14 protein-coding genes and 2 tRNA genes are annotated in these 15,662 nt (G+C 55.9%); 11 read left to right on the top strand and 5 right to left on the bottom strand.

Going from position 1 to position 15,662, the window contains the following annotated elements:
* Positions 1 to 7 precede the first annotated feature (7 nt).
* The gene (gene pheP / locus AAE045_RS04750) at positions 8 to 1,420 is read right to left on the bottom strand and encodes a phenylalanine transporter (RefSeq protein ID WP_455546695.1); all 1,413 of its coding nucleotides are present in this window, start codon (positions 1,418 to 1,420) and stop codon (positions 8 to 10) included.
* Between the two features lie 130 nt (positions 1,421 to 1,550).
* Positions 1,551 to 1,895, bottom strand: coding sequence for a monothiol glutaredoxin 4 (gene grxD, locus AAE045_RS04745; RefSeq protein WP_202304332.1), 345 nt, complete (start codon positions 1,893 to 1,895; stop codon positions 1,551 to 1,553).
* Positions 1,896 to 2,253: 358 nt separating this feature from the next.
* Between grxD and AAE045_RS04740 the strand changes: the two genes are divergently transcribed.
* Together AAE045_RS04740 and sodB are read left to right on the top strand one after the other, a co-directional pair.
* Positions 2,254 to 3,084: a C40 family peptidase gene (locus tag AAE045_RS04740; RefSeq protein WP_455546694.1), complete on the top strand. Its 831-nt coding sequence runs from the start codon at positions 2,254 to 2,256 to the stop codon at positions 3,082 to 3,084.
* A gap of 121 nt (positions 3,085 to 3,205) precedes the next feature.
* Entirely contained in the window at positions 3,206 to 3,784 is a 579-nt protein-coding gene (gene sodB / locus AAE045_RS04735) for a superoxide dismutase [Fe] (protein ID WP_455546693.1), read from the top strand.
* Positions 3,785 to 3,893: 109 nt separating this feature from the next.
* Here the strand turns inward: sodB and cydH are convergent, their stop codons facing one another.
* Positions 3,894 to 3,983, bottom strand: coding sequence for a cytochrome bd-I oxidase subunit CydH (gene cydH / locus AAE045_RS04730; RefSeq protein WP_455546692.1), 90 nt, complete (start codon positions 3,981 to 3,983; stop codon positions 3,894 to 3,896).
* Positions 3,984 to 4,279: 296 nt separating this feature from the next.
* Here cydH and purR point away from each other — a divergent pair, with 296 nt between their 5' ends.
* Positions 4,280 to 5,305 carry an HTH-type transcriptional repressor PurR gene (purR, locus tag AAE045_RS04725; protein WP_455546691.1) on the top strand — a complete coding sequence of 342 codons (1,026 nt, stop codon included), beginning with the start codon at positions 4,280 to 4,282 and terminating at the stop codon, positions 5,303 to 5,305.
* Here the strand turns inward: purR and punR are convergent.
* On the bottom strand, positions 5,302 to 6,240 hold the full coding sequence (gene punR / locus AAE045_RS04720; RefSeq protein WP_455546690.1) for a DNA-binding transcriptional activator PunR: 939 nt from the start codon (positions 6,238 to 6,240) through the stop codon (positions 5,302 to 5,304). The genes purR and punR overlap by 4 nt on opposite strands.
* Before the next feature lie 115 nt (positions 6,241 to 6,355).
* Here punR and punC point away from each other — a divergent pair, with 115 nt between their 5' ends.
* The 5 genes from punC to AAE045_RS04695 all read left to right on the top strand — a co-directional run bounded on the left by punC (position 6,356) and on the right by AAE045_RS04695 (position 12,947).
* On the top strand, positions 6,356 to 7,552 hold the full coding sequence (gene punC, locus AAE045_RS04715) for a purine nucleoside transporter PunC (RefSeq protein WP_455546689.1): 1,197 nt from the start codon (positions 6,356 to 6,358) through the stop codon (positions 7,550 to 7,552).
* Positions 7,553 to 7,856: 304 nt separating this feature from the next.
* Positions 7,857 to 9,005: a cyclopropane fatty acyl phospholipid synthase gene (cfa, locus tag AAE045_RS04710; protein WP_455546688.1), complete on the top strand. Its 1,149-nt coding sequence runs from the start codon at positions 7,857 to 7,859 to the stop codon at positions 9,003 to 9,005.
* A 207-nt stretch (positions 9,006 to 9,212) separates the two neighbouring features.
* Positions 9,213 to 10,532 (top strand): PTS sugar transporter subunit IIC, encoded by a 1,320-nt coding sequence (locus tag AAE045_RS04705; RefSeq protein ID WP_455546687.1) that lies wholly within the window; start codon positions 9,213 to 9,215, stop codon positions 10,530 to 10,532.
* A gap of 49 nt (positions 10,533 to 10,581) precedes the next feature.
* The gene (locus AAE045_RS04700; RefSeq protein ID WP_455546686.1) at positions 10,582 to 11,973 is read left to right on the top strand and encodes a glycoside hydrolase family 1 protein; all 1,392 of its coding nucleotides are present in this window, start codon (positions 10,582 to 10,584) and stop codon (positions 11,971 to 11,973) included.
* Positions 11,974 to 12,023: 50 nt separating this feature from the next.
* The gene (locus AAE045_RS04695; protein ID WP_455546685.1) at positions 12,024 to 12,947 is read left to right on the top strand and encodes a LacI family DNA-binding transcriptional regulator; all 924 of its coding nucleotides are present in this window, start codon (positions 12,024 to 12,026) and stop codon (positions 12,945 to 12,947) included.
* Positions 12,948 to 12,982: 35 nt separating this feature from the next.
* On the opposite strand, the gene AAE045_RS04690 is transcribed toward AAE045_RS04695, so the two are convergent.
* On the bottom strand, positions 12,983 to 13,624 hold the full coding sequence (locus AAE045_RS04690; protein ID WP_455546684.1) for a riboflavin synthase subunit alpha: 642 nt from the start codon (positions 13,622 to 13,624) through the stop codon (positions 12,983 to 12,985).
* 248 nt (positions 13,625 to 13,872) lie between these two features.
* Here AAE045_RS04690 and mdtK point away from each other — a divergent pair, with 248 nt between their 5' ends.
* The 3 genes from mdtK (at position 13,873) to AAE045_RS04675 (ending at position 15,661) form a co-directional block, all read left to right on the top strand.
* A complete protein-coding gene (gene mdtK / locus AAE045_RS04685; RefSeq protein ID WP_455546683.1) occupies positions 13,873 to 15,246 on the top strand; it encodes an MdtK family multidrug efflux MATE transporter in 1,374 nt (457 codons plus the stop codon).
* A gap of 243 nt (positions 15,247 to 15,489) precedes the next feature.
* Positions 15,490 to 15,566 (top strand) — tRNA-Val (locus tag AAE045_RS04680).
* 18 nt (positions 15,567 to 15,584) lie between these two features.
* Positions 15,585 to 15,661, top strand: a tRNA-Val gene (locus AAE045_RS04675).
* Position 15,662 lies beyond the last annotated feature (1 nt).

Genomic DNA, 15,662 nt, shown 5'->3' with positions numbered 1-15,662 from the left:
CCTTTAATTAATGTCCCTGAACCCACTTAACCTGCCTGCGGCGGGAAAGCTTAAACGCGCCAAACAGGAAGACAATCCACACCGGCAACAGCATGGCCGAAAGCCGCATGTCGTCAATGGTACACATCAGCGCCAGGATCATCATCATAAAGGCGATGCACAGATAGTTGCCGAACGGATAAAGAAGCGCCCTGAAGCGTGTCTCCCGTCCCTTACGGCGCATGGCGCAGCGGAACTTCAGGTGGGCCAGCGAAATCATGATCCAGTTGAGCAATAATGTGGCTACCACCAGCGCCATCAGCAGGCCAAACGCATCGTGAGGCAGCACGTAGTTCAGCACCACCACCAGCGAGGTTATCGCCCCGGAGAGCATCAGCGAATTAACCGGTACGCCGCCGCGGTTGACCTTCGCCAGGAAGGCGGGCGCGTTGCGCTGGAGCGAAAGGCCGAACAGCATGCGGCTGTTGGAGTAGACGCCGCTGTTATAGACCGAAAGCGAGGCAACCAGAATGACGAAGTTCAGCGACGACGCCACGATGTTGCTGTCCAGCTCGTGGAAAATCATCACGAACGGGCTGCTGCTGGACTTTATGTCCAGCCACGGATAGAGCGACAGCAGCACCACCAGCGAGCCGATGTAAAACAGCAGAATACGGTAGACCACCTGATTAATGGCCTTCGGGATCGTCGTTTGCGGATTTTGCGCCTCTGCGGCGGTGATGCCAATCAGCTCAAGCCCGCCGAAGGAGAACATAATTACCGCCAGCGACAGGATAAGCCCGTGCCAGCCGGTCGCCATGAAGCCGCCGTGCTGCCAGAGGTTAGCGATTGTCGCCTTTTCGCCGCCGTGGCCCGAAGCAAGCAGCCAGATGCCGAAGCCGATCATCCCGACTATCGCCAGCACCTTGATGAGCGCAAACCAGAACTCCATTTCGCCGTACAGCTTCACGTTGACCAGGTTGACCGCGTTGATGATGACAAAGAACGCCGCCACCCAAATCCACGTCGGCACGTCCGGAAACCAGTACTGCATGTAGATACCGGCGGCGGTGAGCTCCGCCATGCCCACCAGCACGAACATCACCCAATAGTTCCAGCCCGAGAGAAAGCCTGCGAACGGCCCCCAGTATTTATAGGCAAAATGGGAAAACGAACCGGACACAGGCTCTTCAACGACCATTTCGCCAAGCTGGCGCATGATCAGAAAGGCGATAATCCCCGCCACCCCGTAGCCCAGCAGCACGGCAGGCCCTGCCAACTGAATAGCAGGCCCAATCCCCAGGAACAGGCCGGTGCCGATGGCGCCCCCGAGGGCGATTAGCTGAATATGGCGGTTCTGCAGGCCGCGCTTAAGCACCGGCTCATCTTCGTGCGTAACATCCTGACCCATCCGCCCTGATGTTGTTGACGTGTCTTTCACGTCCCTCTCCTGTCTCTTTCATTCAAGGGGGCACCTTTTAACACCTGAGGACGGGAGTGGCAAGGTGCGAGAAACACGGCATAAAAAAACCCGCCGGATAAGTGGCGGGTTCTTGTACAGCCGGGGAGGATTATTCCGCGTCTGGCTCTTCTGACTTATGCTTTTCCGCAGTCTCTTTGATCAGCGGCTGCAGTTCGCCACGCTGGTACATCTCGATGATGATGTCACAGCCGCCGACCAGCTCGCCGTCAACCCACAGCTGCGGGAAGGTTGGCCAGTTAGCGTATTTTGGCAGCTCTGCGCGGATGTCCGGGTTCTGCAGAATATCCACATAGGCGAAGCGCTCGCCGCAGGCGGAAAGCGCCTGCACGGCCTGGGCGGAGAAACCGCAGCTTGGCAGCTTCGGGGAACCTTTCATATACAGAAGAATTGGGTTCTCAGCGATCTGGCGTTGGATTTTTTCGATTGTGCTCATTGTCTTGCTTCCTCAAACCTTTTTACGGCAGTAGTCTGCCATTGTAACGAGTAGCGCCCCCGCCCGAAAACACCAAATTGCATAAGGTTATTCCCCGGCGCGCGACGAGCGCCAAACATGGATTAAGAATAACACTTTTCCGAATAGCGCCAATCGGCAAAATACCCCAATCTCGATCAATAAATTGCTTAATGAGTGCATAATCGGTTAATTTTTTTGCGACCGGTAACGAAATGCCCTTCCCGGGGGAAAAGACTGTTAACTTTCTGGCGTCTTATCGATTAGAATCGGCAGGTTTCTAAAATCATACGTGGGCATGATGGTATTCGTCGTGTCCGCATAATCAGGGGATTGTTGAGTGGCGCGGATAACAAAAAGATCTATCACGCTCTGTGCTCTGCTATTTACCTTGCCGTTGACCCCATTGACGCACGCTTCAGAGCATGCGTCCACTGCCTCTGCTCAAAAAACACATGCGACAAAGAGCACGGCGAAAAAGAAAACCAGCAAGAGTAACGTAAAAGCGAGCTCCACCACGAAGAAGTCCAGCAGCAAATCAGTTGCCGCAGTGAAAAAGAAAAAGACAGACGTAAAAAGTAAAAGTAAAACCCTCGCAAAATCCAGCAGCAAAAAATCGCTTAAAAAAACCGCTCCGGCTATCAAAACCCAATCGCTTGCCGCCACCCAGCACTGCACGAAAGCACGCAAGGGCCATAAGGCAAAATGCACCACGGTAAAAACTGACAGCAATCTGACCATTGCCCAGGCCCATAAGGTTCGCGTGCAAAAAGCGCAGAAAACAGCGATGAACAAATTGATGAAGCAGATTGGCAAACCGTACCGTTGGGGTGGCACTTCTCCCCGTACCGGCTTCGACTGCAGCGGTCTGGTTTATTACGCTTATAAAGATTTGGTCAAGTTCCGCATCCCCCGTACGGCCAACGAGATGTATCACCTGCGTGATGCCGCTTCGGTTGACCGCGGCGAGCTGCAAAGCGGCGACCTGGTCTTCTTCCGCACCCGTGGACGCGGCACGGCGGACCACGTTGGGGTTTACGTCGGCAACGGCAAGTTTATTCAGTCTCCCCGCACCGGGCGGGACATCCAGATCACTTCGCTGAGCGAAGATTACTGGCAGCGTCACTACGTTGGCGCGCGCCGCGTGATGACCCCGAAAACCATTCGTTAAACCTGTCACCTTCTCTTAGCGGAGAGGGTGACATCCCCCTTTTGCTCATCCTTTCAATTTGTTACCCTAAACCCACACTAAACGTGGTTATTTAGCGTCAACAATAATAAGGAGTTAAGCAATGTCGTTCGAACTACCTGCATTACCCTATGCGAAGGATGCCCTGGCACCGCATATCTCAGCCGAAACCCTGGAATACCACTACGGCAAACACCATCAAACCTACGTCACTAACCTGAACAACCTGGTGAAGGGCACGGCGTTTGAAGGTAAATCACTCGAAGAGATCGTTCGTTCTTCCGAAGGTGGCGTATTTAACAACGCCGCCCAGGTGTGGAACCACACGTTTTACTGGAACTGTCTGGCACCGAACGCGGGCGGAGAACCAGTAGGCGATCTGCTCAACGCCATTAATAAAGCGTTTGGCAGCTTCGCAGACTTTAAGCAGCAGTTTACGGACGCGGCGGTGAAAAACTTCGGCGCGGGCTGGACCTGGCTGGTGAAGAACGCCGACGGCAGCCTGGCAATCGTCTCAACGTCTAACGCAGGCACGCCGCTGACCACCGACGCGAAGCCGCTGCTGACCGTGGACGTATGGGAACACGCTTATTACATCGACTACCGCAACGCTCGTCCAAACTATCTGGAGCATTTCTGGGCGCTGGTGAACTGGGAGTTTGTGGCGAAGAACCTGGCTTAAGCCAGTCTGGGATAAGGCTACGCTTGTTGTAGGGTGGAAAAGCGCCAGCGCCAACCACTAAATATTATCCGGATATAAAGCTATGGGCCGCAAAAGCGGCCCATTTTAATCAGTGCAGAACGGCGGTTAAAGCACCTGCAACAATCAGAGCCAGTACGACAACCGTTGTGATAACGGAAAATTTCAGATCGGTGCTCATGGATAATCTCCTTTTTATAACCCTGTAAAGAGTGCGTTCGGAGGGATTTTCCCACAACCAGCAACAAAAATCCTCCTGGATTTATAATGATATTAGTTTTCCCTCTTCCACTTTTCGAAAAGATGCGCCAAAATCCTTCGCTAATTTACTGCGTGCTATCAATTCAACGCCCTCCTCCCGCTTTATGTCGCCTCCCCGACATGCCTGCAACCCAAAAGTTGCCCTGGAGTTAGCGAACGCAAACGTTTAACACAAGAATTATCAGGAGTTTACGATATGGCCTGGAGTGATATCTAATGGCGACAATCAAGGACGTGGCGAAGCGCGCAAACGTTTCCACTACAACCGTATCACATGTTATTAACAAAACCCGCTTCGTGGCAGAAGAGACCCGCAACGCGGTATGGGCGGCAATCAAAGAATTACACTATTCGCCAAGCGCGGTTGCGCGCAGCCTTAAGGTTAATCACACCAAAACGATCGGCCTGCTTGCCACATCCAGCGAAGCGCCCTATTTCGCCGAAATCATTGAGGCCGTTGAAAACAGCTGCTTCGAGAAAGGCTACACCCTGATTCTGGGCAACGCGCACAACAACTTTGAAAAGCAGCGCGCCTACCTCTCAATGATGGCGCAAAAGCGCGTAGACGGCCTGCTGGTGATGTGCTCGGAATACCCGGATACGCTGCTGACCATGCTGGAAGAGTATCGCCATATCCCGATGGTGGTGATGGACTGGGGTGAGTCGCGAGCGGACTTTACCGACTCGGTGATTGATAACGCCTTCCGGGGCGGATATCTGGCCGGGCGCTACCTGATTGAGCGCGGCCACCGCGAGATTGGCGCCATTCCGGGACAAATGGAGCGTAACACCGGCGGCGGTCGCCACGCGGGCTTTATGCAGGCTTTGCAGGAGGCAAACATTGCCATTCCTGAAAACTGGATCGTGCAGGGCGACTTCGAACCTGAATCCGGCTACCGGGCCATGCAGCAGATCCTCAACCAGTCCCATCGCCCTACCGCCGTTTTCTGCGGCGGTGACATCATGGCAATGGGCGCGATCTGCGCGGCGGATGAAATGGGCCTGCGTGTCCCGCAGGATATCTCCATTATCGGCTACGACAATGTGCGCAACGCCCGCTACTTCTCCCCGGCGCTGACCACCATCCACCAGCCGAAAGACTCGCTGGGTGAAACGGCCTTCGGCATGCTGCTGGACCGTATCGTCAACAAACGCGAAGAGTCGCAGACCATCGAGGTGCATCCGCGCCTTATTGAGCGCCGCTCCGTCGCGGACGGCCCGTTCCGCGACTATCGCCGCTAAGCCTCATCAGGAGCCTGGACGTTCGTTTCAGGCTCTTTTAACCACTCCTGATTCATCGTTTCGCTGTCCCCCAGATAATCCAGCAGCCAGCCTAGCGCCGGTGAGGCATCGTTTTGCCGCCAGGTCAGGCAGCATGCCGCGTCCGGGAAAGGATTCTCCAGCTCAAGCTCCTGCCATTCGCCGGTTTCCAGCCACGGTTTTGCGATATGCGATGGCACCATGCCGATGCACAGCCCGGCGCTGAGGCAATCGGAGCCGGACTGCCAGTCCGGCACCACCACGCGATGCTGGTTATCCAGCAGCCACGTTATGCGTTTGGGCAGCGAACGCGAGGTATCCTCCAGCACCAGCGACGGCCATGCGCGCAGATCTTCATCGCTCAGCGCCCCCTCCCGCTGTGCTAACGGATGGCTGGCGGCCACCACGCAGCGCCAGTTGAGCGTGCCCATATCCCGGAACGCATAGCGTCCCCCAACGGGAATAGCCTGCGTGGCGCCAATAGCCACTTCCACGCGCCCGTCGGCCAGCGCGTCCCACACGCCGTTGAAGACCTCCTGGAAAATACGCAGTTCGATATCCGGAAAGTGACGATAAAAATCGAGCACCAGCTGCCGCGTTCTTTCAGGCTTCACGATGTTATCCACCGCGATAGCCAGGTGCCCTCGCCATCCGTTAGCGATCTGCTGGCACTGCTGCCGCGTCGTCATCATTTTTTTGATAACAGAACGGCCTTCTTTCAAAAAAAAGGCGCCAGCTGGGGTCAGTTCCACATCGCGATGGCGGCGTTCGAACAGCGGTACCGCCAGCCATTCCTCAAGCTGGCGCACCGTATAGCTGATAGCAGACGGAACGCGGTGGAGCTCCTGTGCCGCCCCGCTGAAGCTGCCGTTGCGCGCCACCGCATCGATGACTTCGAGAGAATATTCAGACCACATAATTTCTGCCTGCAAAATATTTGAATGCAATCTACAAATATTAGCGTTTCACAAGCCAGTTTGCACTCCGTACACTCCGGGCGCTGATTACCTGCAAATAATTCAAGAGATAACTATGCAACCATCAAAAGGATTTCTTATCTGGCTCGCCGGTCTGAGCGTGCTGGGTTTCCTTGCCACCGACATGTATTTACCTGCTTTTGCCGCCATCCAGCAGGATCTGAACACCGAGGCCTCCGCGGTCAGCGCCAGCCTTAGCCTGTTTTTAGCCGGCTTTGCCTTCGCGCAGCTGATGTGGGGCCCCATGTCCGACCGCTTCGGACGCAAACCCGTCCTGCTGGCTGGCCTGAGCATTTTCGCCGTCAGCTGCCTGGGCATGCTGTGGGTGGAGAGCGCAACGGCGCTGCTGGTGCTGCGCTTTATTCAGGCCGTGGGCGTCTGCTCTGCGGCGGTAAGCTGGCAGGCGCTGGTGACGGACTACTATCCCGCCAGCCGCGCAAACCGTATTTTCGCCACTATTATGCCGCTGGTCGGCCTTTCTCCGGCGCTGGCTCCGCTGCTGGGCAGCTGGATCCTTAACCATTTCGAATGGCAGGCTATCTTCGCCACGCTGTTTGCCATTACGCTGCTGCTGATGATCCCCACGCTGCGCCTCAAGCCGCGCACCCAGCACCATCCGCAAACCGAAGAGAACAAAGTGAGCTTTATGTCGCTGCTGCGCTCGCGCGTTTACAGCGGTAACGTGCTGATTTACGCGGCCTGCTCCGCAAGCTTCTTTGCGTGGCTGACCGGCTCACCGTTTATTCTCAACGATATGGGCTACAGCCCTTCAGCTATCGGCCTGAGCTATATGCCGCAGACCATCGCGTTTCTGGTGGGCGGCTACGGCTGCCGCAGCGCGCTGCAAAAATGGAGCGGTAAGCAGATGCTGCCGTGGCTGCTGGCCCTTTATACCCTGAGCATTTTCGGCACCTGGGGCGTGGCGGCCAGCGGTCATGCCAACCTGACGCTGCTGCTGATTCCATTCTGTGTTATGGCGATGGCTAACGGCGCGATTTACCCGATTGTGGTTGCTTCTGCCCTGCTGCCGTTCCCGCAGGCAACCGGTAAAGCCGCCGCGCTGCAGAACACCCTGCAGCTTGGCCTGTGCTTCTTTGCAAGCCTGATGGTCTCCTGGCTGGTTTCCAGCGCGCTGCTGACCACCACAAGCGTCATGCTGACGACCGTCGTGCTGGCAATGCTGGGCTACCTGATGCAGCGTCGCAAAGGTGCCGAAGCCTGGGAGACCAAAGAGGCGCATCAGCATTCGTAAGGTAACCTGGGGGATAATGTTGAAATCAGGTTATTAGCTTGCTAACGATAAAGCGTTGAATCATCTGATTTTCAGGCTTATACTCAAAACGGCTCGATGAGTACCACTATAAAGAATGTGTAACGGGAGCCCTTGTGCTCCCGTTTTTTTATTTGTTTTCTCTTTAGTTTTTGCGGGCTCTTGCCCCTTTCTCTTTCCTACGTCGGATATCAGGCACGCGGATTTTTCCGTGAGATTTCTCACATACCCGAAATAGCGTCTACGCTGTTTTAAGGTTCCTCGCACAGAAGGTGTTGGAGAAGCTATGAGTTCATCGTGTATAGAAGAAGTCAGCATACGAGATAACGAATGGTATCGTATCGCGAACGAAATGCTTACCCGGGCAGGGATCACCGTTAACGGTCCCCATCCCTTTGATATTCAGGTAAAACATCCCGATTTTTTTAAACGCGTCCTGCAGGAAGGATCACTCGGTCTGGGTGAAAGCTTTATGGACGGCTGGTGGGACTGCGAACGCCTGGATGCCTTTTTCAGCAAGGTCATTCGTGCCGGTCTGGAGCATCAGCTCCCGCACCATATTAAAGACACCCTTCGCATTGCTGCCGCCCGCCTCGTTAATCTGCAAAGTAAAAAACGCGCCTGGATAGTCGGCAAAGAGCATTACGATCTTGGTAACGACCTGTTCAGCCGCATGCTTGACGAGCATATGCAGTACTCCTGCGGCTACTGGAAAGAAGCTACTACCCTCAGCGAAGCGCAGGACGCCAAGCTCAAAATGATCTGCGACAAGCTGCATATGGAGCCGGGGATGACCCTGCTTGATATCGGCTGCGGCTGGGGTGGGCTTGCGGAGTACGCCGCGCGTCACTACGGCGTAAAAGTACACGGCGTCACCATTTCGGCCGAGCAGCAGAAAATGGCCCAGGACCGCTGCGCCGGGCTGGACGTGACTATCCTGCTTCAGGACTACCGCGACCTGAACGAGCAGTTCGACCGAATCGTCTCGGTGGGCATGTTTGAACACGTCGGGCCAAAAAACTACGCCACCTATTTCAACGTTGTGGACCGCAACCTGAAGCCGGACGGTATTTTCCTGCTGCACACCATCGGCTCGAATAAAACCGATAACAATGTGGACCCGTGGATTGATAAATACATCTTCCCGAACGGCTGCCTGCCCTCCGTGCGCCAGATTGCCGAGGCGAGCGAAAGCCATTTCGTCATGGAAGACTGGCACAACTTCGGCGCGGACTACGATAAAACGCTGATGGCGTGGCACGAACGCTTCCACGCCAGCTGGCCGGAGATTGCCGATAACTATTCTGAACGCTTCAAACGCATGTTCAGCTACTATCTCAACGCTTGCGCCGGAGCCTTCCGGGCAAGGGATATTCAGCTGTGGCAGGTGGTCTTCAGCCGCGGTATTGAGAACGGGCTGCGGGTGCCGCACTAATCACGTTAGCCCCGGCGCTGTCCGGGGTTAACGCCTGCCGCTATTTTGCAGCAACTTCTTAACAATTCGTGATAACCATCACGTTTTATCGCCGTAAAATTCTGTGAGTTTGATCCCGTTAACAGTTATGAATATCCCGAGTGGAAACCGGTTTCCGTTGTGTTTCACAATAGACCCACTTACCGTGAAACAAGCAAGGATACCGCCATGAGCATGTACCAAAAAATGGTCAATGTGATTGAGCAAAAAGTGACCCCGCTGGCGGGGACCATGGGCTCTCAGCGCCACGTCATCGCCATCCGCGACGGCTTTATTGCCGCCCTGCCGTTTATGATTATCGGTTCATTCCTGTTAGTTTTTATCTTCCCTCCCTTTTCCCCCGACAGCAGCTGGAGTTTTGCCCGCGGCTGGCTTAACTTTTCGCTGAAGTACCGCGATCAGCTGATGCTGCCGTTCAATCTCAGCATGGGGGTGATGACGTTTTTTATTTCCGTCGGCATTGGCGCAAGCCTCGGCAAGCATTACCAGCTCGATCCGATCATGACCGGGCTGCTGGCTTTTATGGCGTTTCTGCTGGTCGCAGCACCGTATCAAGATGGCCATATCTCGACGCAGTATTTCTCCGGCCAGGGCATTTTCACCGCCCTGATCACCGCGATTTACGCCAGCGAAATGTATTCGTTCCTCAAGCGCCACAACATTACGATTCGGCTGCCAAAAGAGGTGCCCACCGGCGTTGCGCGCTCGTTTGAAATCCTCATCCCCGTAGTGGTGATTGTCTTTACGCTGCATCCGCTCAACCTGCTGATAGAAGCCACAACGGGCATGATTCTGCCCGAGGCAATAATGCACCTGCTCGCCCCGCTGGTTTCGGCCTCCGACTCGCTGCCCGCGATCCTTATCTCGGTGTTTATCTGCCAGATCCTGTGGTTTGCCGGAATACACGGCGCGCTGATTGTCACCGGCATAATGAACCCGTTCTGGATGGCAAACCTTTCGGCTAACCAGACCGCGCTGGCCGCGGGCGAAGCGCTGCCGCATATCTATCTGCAGGGCTTCTGGGACCACTATCTGCTGATTGGCGGCGTGGGGTCGACGCTGCCGCTGGCCTTCCTGCTGCTCCGCAGCCGCGCCGTGCATCTGCGCACCATCGGCAAAATGGGCGTCGTGCCAAGCTTCTTTAACATCAACGAGCCTATTCTGTTCGGGACGCCCATCATCATGAACCCGGTGTTTTTCCTGCCGTTCACCCTGGTGCCGATGATTAACGCCACGCTTGCGTATATCGCTACCAAACTAGGCTGGATTGCTCAGGTCGTTTCACTGACGCCGTGGACGACGCCCGCGCCAATCGGGGCTTCATGGGCCGCAAACTGGGCGGTAAGTCCCGTAATCATGTGCCTGATTTGTATGGTGATGTCGGCTGTGATGTATTACCCCTTCCTGAAGGCCTACGAGCGCACCCTGCTGAAGCAGGACGAAGAGCGTGGCGCGCAGGAAGAAGAAAACCCGGTTACCGTCAACTGAACATTTATTGCCTGCCGGTCTGGCAGGCACGTCCAAAGAGGAAGAAGTAATGAAATATGCATTTCCTGATAATTTCTGGTGGGGCAGTGCCAGCTCCGCGCCGCAGACCGAAGGCGAAACGCTTAACTTTGGCAAATCGGAAACCATCTGGGATCGATGGTTTGCGGAGCAGCCAACGCGCTTCCACAACGGCGTAGGCCCGGCGGACACCTCCACGTTTTATCAGAACTGGAAACAGGATATCGCGCTGCTCAAAGAGCTGAACCACAATACCTTCCGCACTTCTATTTCCTGGGCGCGCCTGATCCCGCAGGGCCGGGGCGAAGTAAACCAGGAGGCCGTGAAGTTTTACAACCAGATTTTCGACGAGCTGCATGCCCAGGGCATCACGCCGTTTATCAACCTCTTCCATTTTGATATGCCGATGGTGATGCAGGAGCTGGGCGGCTGGGAAAATCGTGACGTTGTCACGGCGTATGGCGAATACGCGAAGACCTGCTTCGAGCTGTTTGGCGATCGGGTGAAGCACTGGTTCACCTTCAACGAGCCGGTTGTGCCTGTGGAAGGCGGTTACCTGTATGACTTCCACTATCCTAACGTGGTCGATTTCAAACGTGCGGCTACCGTTGCTTATCACACCATGCTGGCACACTCGCTGGCGGTTAAGGCATACCACGAGCGCAACGACGGCGGCGAAATCGGCATCATTCTGAACCTGACGCCGTCCTACCCTCGTTCGCAAAATCCGGCGGACGTAAAGGCTGCGAATATTGCGGACCTGATGTTCAACCGCAGCTTCCTTGACCCGGCGCTGCGCGGTGAATATCCGCAGGAGCTGGTTGCGCTGCTGAAAGAGCATGGCCAGCTTCCGGCCTGCGAGCCGGAGGATAAAGCATTACTCGCCGCGGGCGTTGTCGACCTGCTCGGTATCAACTACTATCAGCCGCGCCGTATCAAGTGCCGCGACTCGCTGGTCAATCCCGACAGCCCGTTTATGCCGGAGTGGTTCTTCGAGTCCTATGAAATGCCGGGCCGCAAAATGAACCCGTACCGCGGCTGGGAAATCTATGAGCAGGGCATCTACGACATTCTGACCAACCTGCGTGAAAACTATAGCAACCCGCGCTGCTATATCTCCGAGAACGGCATGGGCGTAGAGCATGAACAACGCTTTGACGAAAACGGGCAGATTCAGGATGATTACCGCATCGATTTCGTCAGCGACCACCTGAAGTGGCTGCACAAAGGCATCAGCGAGGGCAGCAACTGCCTCGGATACCATATGTGGACGTTTATCGATAACTGGTCCTGGTGTAACGCCTACAAAAACCGCTATGGCTTCGTGTCGCTGGATCTGGCAACCCAGAAGCGCACCATCAAGAAGAGCGGCGAGTGGTTCAGGGAAACGGCAGCAAAAAACGGTTTTGACGACCGGGGTTAAAAAATCATGCGGGCCACGATGGCCCGCCTTTAGCTGGGCAGGAAACAAGCATGTCGAATATCAATGATGTAGCGCGACTCGCGCAGGTATCCAAAGCCACCGTTTCCCGGGTGCTGAGCGGCAGCCGCGGCGTGAAAGAAGAGAGCCGCCAGGCGGTGCTGCGCGCGGCGGAAATCCTCAACTACACGCCAAACGCCATTGCCCAGTCCCTGAGCAGCCAGTCAACAAACTGCATCGGGGTAATTTGCGCCACCGAGCATATCCAGCAGTCTACCGGCTATTTGCAGGCGCTGGAAAAGCAGCTAAAAGCCCACCGCAAGCACCTGCTGCTGCGCTTCGCTAACGATGCGGACAGCCTGCTACACGCGGTGGCGGAGCTGTCCCACGGCATGTGTGATGCCCTGGTGGTGGTGGGCGCACGTTTCCCTCTGCCCGAGCTTGCGGATGACATAGTGCTGATCGACTGCCTCAGCCCTTCCACCGCCAGCAGCGTCCAGTGCGACCGGGTTTTCGCCGTCGAAACCGCCGTGCACTATCTCTGTTCCCAGCAGCGTCGGCATATTGCGCTAATCAACTTTGCGGGCGGCGATGCGGCGACGCAGACGATTGAAGGCTACCGCCAGGCGCTGCACAACTACGTGGTGCCGTTTAACCGCCAGCTGGTTATCGAAAATGAGCCTTCTTTACGCATTGCCCTGCAAAAGCTTATCAACAGCAGCGTGAAGTTCTCCGCCCTGCTGGTCACCGACGACAGCCAGGCGCAGGAAGCCGTGATGATGCTCAACCAGTATCAGCTGCACGTACCGGAAAAAGTGATGGTATTCAGCCTGGATGGGTCAACCCGCCTGCCCGGCACAAACGCCATTCCGGCCATTGAGTACCCGCTGGAAAACATTGCCCGTCGGGCGGTGGAGTTACTGCTGGGGGATCGCCATAGCAGCGATCTGGTGCGCGGAAGCCTGCTGATCGCTTAAGCGGCGGCGGGTCGCTGCGAACCCGCCGCACGTTCTTATTCTTTCGTTAATACTGCTGCCAGCGTTGCCTCTCGCTGCGCCAGCACTCGCTCAACCGTATCCACAATCGCCTGGGTCTGCGGATCAATTTCAATATTAATACGGTTGCCCAGCTTTTTGCTGCCCAGGGTCGTTCGCTGCAGCGTTTCGGGGATTAAATGCACGCAGAAGCGGGTCGCCGTTACTTCACCAACCGTCAGGCTTATACCGTCAATGCCGATATACCCTTTGTGCAGGATATATTTCATCAGGCTCTTGTCCTGAATTTTGAACCAGATTTGACGGTTATTTTCCGAGGTTAAAATCTTCGCCACCTCGGCCGTGGTCATAATGTGACCGGACATCAAATGGCCGCCGATTTCATCGTTGAATTTCGCCGCGCGCTCGACGTTGACGACGTCGCCAACCGCCAGCTCACCCAGATTGGTGATGCGCAGCGTCTCTTTCATCAGATCGAAGCTCACGCGGCTGCCGTTGATTTCCGTGACGGTCAGACAGCAGCCGTTATGGGCTACGGACGCGCCCGTCTCAAGGCCAGGCAGCATCTCTTCTGGCATCTCGATAACGTGGGTGCGGAAATTGGGCTTTTCTTCGATGGAGACCAGGGCCGCGGTGCCCTGCACAATTCCTGTAAACATCCTTAAACTCCGGCAAGTCAATAAGTGGCAGCGCCCGCCCGTTTCAGGGAGGCCTGCATCCGTGAACAGCACAATAACAGTTGGAAAAAAAGCTTGCCAGTCATCATCACTGCCCTACCATGATTTGTCTGGCGATTTAATTATCTGTCGCTACAATAGTCTGGTTCTTCCCCCTGCATATTTCTTTTTGCTGCCATTTACGGCGGCGTCTTAGTGTCTCCAATAACTAATAATAATCAGGTGTATTAATGGATAAGTATTTTGTTGAGGCCCGCCAGCTTTTAGCGCTGGCGATACCCGTAATCCTCGCCTCGGTCGCCCAGACGGCAATGGGTTTCGTCGATACCGTGATGGCCGGGGGCTACAGCGCCACCGATATGGCCGCGGTGGCCATCGGCACCTCCATCTGGCTGCCTGCCATTCTCTTTGGCCATGGCCTGCTGCTGGCGTTAACGCCGGTCGTGGCCCAGCTAAACGGCTCGGGCCGACGCGAACGCATCGCGCACCAGGTTCGCCAGGGGTTCTGGCTGGCGGGGATCGTCTCCGTGCTGATCATGTTTGTCCTGTGGAACGCGGGCTACATTATTAGCTCGATGAAAAACATGGATCCGCTGCTGGCAGAAAAAGCCGTGGGCTACCTGCGCGCCCTGCTGTGGGGTGCGCCCGGCTACCTGTTCTTCCAGGTGGCGCGCAACCAGTGCGAGGGCCTGGCGAAAACCAAGCCGAGCATGGTGATGGGCTTTATCGGCCTGCTGGTCAATATTCCGGTTAACTACATTTTTATCTACGGCCACTTCGGCATGCCTGAACTGGGCGGCGTAGGCTGCGGCGTGGCGACGGCGGCGGTTTACTGGGTCATGTTCTTCAGCATGATCTCTTATGTGCGTCGCGCGCGCTCCATGCGCGATATCCGCAACCCTGCCGGATTCAGCGCGCCGGACTGGCAGGTGCTGAAACGTCTGACCCAGCTTGGCCTGCCGATTGCGCTGGCGCTGTTCTTTGAGGTGACGCTGTTTGCCGTAGTGGCGCTGCTGGTTTCCCCGCTGGGGATTGTGGACGTGGCCGGACACCAGATAGCCCTGAACTTCAGCTCGCTGATGTTCGTTCTGCCAATGTCGCTGGCGGCGGCGGTGACTATCCGCGTCGGCTTCCGCCTTGGCCAGGGGTCAACGCTGGACGCGCAAACGGCTGCCCGCACAGGTATTGGCGTTGGGGTGTGCATGGCCGTCTGCACGGCGCTGTTTACCGTCACGCTGCGCGAACATATCGCCCTGCTCTACAACGACAATCCGGAGGTCGTGGCTCTGGCAGCCCAGCTGATGCTGCTGGCGGCGGTCTATCAGATATCCGACTCCATTCAGGTCGTCGGCAGCGGCGTGCTGCGCGGCTATAAAGACACCCGCTCGATCTTCTTCATCACCTTTATCGCCTACTGGGTGCTGGGGCTGCCGAGCGGCTATATTCTGGGGCTGACCGACCTGGTGGTGGACAGAATGGGGCCGGCAGGCTTCTGGATGGGCTTTATTATTGGCCTGACCTCGGCGGCAATCATGATGATGCTGCGCATGCGCTGGCTACAGCGTCAGCCGTCCATCACTATTTTGCAGCGCGCGGCGCGATAAAAATCCGTCAGCCAGCTTTGTCGTGGCTTTTGAATAATATTCGTAGGTCGGATAAGCGCAGTGCCATCCGACACAGCAGCCGTTAACAATGGATGATGTTTACCCGCCGGGCGGCTATTTTTTCGACGTACTGCGCAGTTGCTCAGCAATCGGATGAAATCTTGCAGAAAATGAAGGATTTCAGCTTGCAAGCAGCGGGAGCTGCCGCTAATATTCGTCCCCGTTGTCGCCAGACAACATGATGCGTCCGTAGCTCAGTTGGTTAGAGCACCACCTTGACATGGTGGGGGTCGGTGGTTCGAGTCCACTCGGACGCACCATTTAAAATTTCATACAGTGCGTCCGTAGCTCAGTTGGTTAGAGCACCACCTTGACATGGTGGGGGTCGGTGGTTCGAGTCCACTCGGACGCACCAT

The organism is Dryocola clanedunensis (assembly GCF_038405435.1).
In the GTDB taxonomy this organism is placed as follows: Bacteria; Pseudomonadota; Gammaproteobacteria; order Enterobacterales; family Enterobacteriaceae; genus Dryocola; species Dryocola clanedunensis_A.
This window is presented reverse-complemented; position numbering and strand designations above follow the sequence as displayed.

Excerpts from the sequence above, each read along its gene's own strand:
- cydH (WP_455546692.1), bottom strand. The coding sequence starts at position 3,983 with ATGAGCACCGATCTGAAATTTTCCGTTATCACAACGGTTGTCGTACTG.
- grxD (WP_202304332.1), bottom strand. The coding sequence starts at position 1,895 with ATGAGCACAATCGAAAAAATCCAACGCCAGATCGCTGAGAACCCAATT.
- AAE045_RS04695 (WP_455546685.1), top strand. The coding sequence starts at position 12,024 with ATGTCGAATATCAATGATGTAGCGCGACTCGCGCAGGTATCCAAAGCC.
- cfa (WP_455546688.1), top strand. The coding sequence starts at position 7,857 with ATGAGTTCATCGTGTATAGAAGAAGTCAGCATACGAGATAACGAATGG.
- mdtK (WP_455546683.1), top strand. The coding sequence starts at position 13,873 with ATGGATAAGTATTTTGTTGAGGCCCGCCAGCTTTTAGCGCTGGCGATA.
- AAE045_RS04700 (WP_455546686.1), top strand. The coding sequence starts at position 10,582 with ATGAAATATGCATTTCCTGATAATTTCTGGTGGGGCAGTGCCAGCTCC.
- AAE045_RS04705 (WP_455546687.1), top strand. The coding sequence starts at position 9,213 with ATGAGCATGTACCAAAAAATGGTCAATGTGATTGAGCAAAAAGTGACC.
- punC (WP_455546689.1), top strand. The coding sequence starts at position 6,356 with ATGCAACCATCAAAAGGATTTCTTATCTGGCTCGCCGGTCTGAGCGTG.
- AAE045_RS04690 (WP_455546684.1), bottom strand. The coding sequence starts at position 13,624 with ATGTTTACAGGAATTGTGCAGGGCACCGCGGCCCTGGTCTCCATCGAA.
- purR (WP_455546691.1), top strand. The coding sequence starts at position 4,280 with ATGGCGACAATCAAGGACGTGGCGAAGCGCGCAAACGTTTCCACTACA.
- punR (WP_455546690.1), bottom strand. The coding sequence starts at position 6,240 with ATGTGGTCTGAATATTCTCTCGAAGTCATCGATGCGGTGGCGCGCAAC.
- sodB (WP_455546693.1), top strand. The coding sequence starts at position 3,206 with ATGTCGTTCGAACTACCTGCATTACCCTATGCGAAGGATGCCCTGGCA.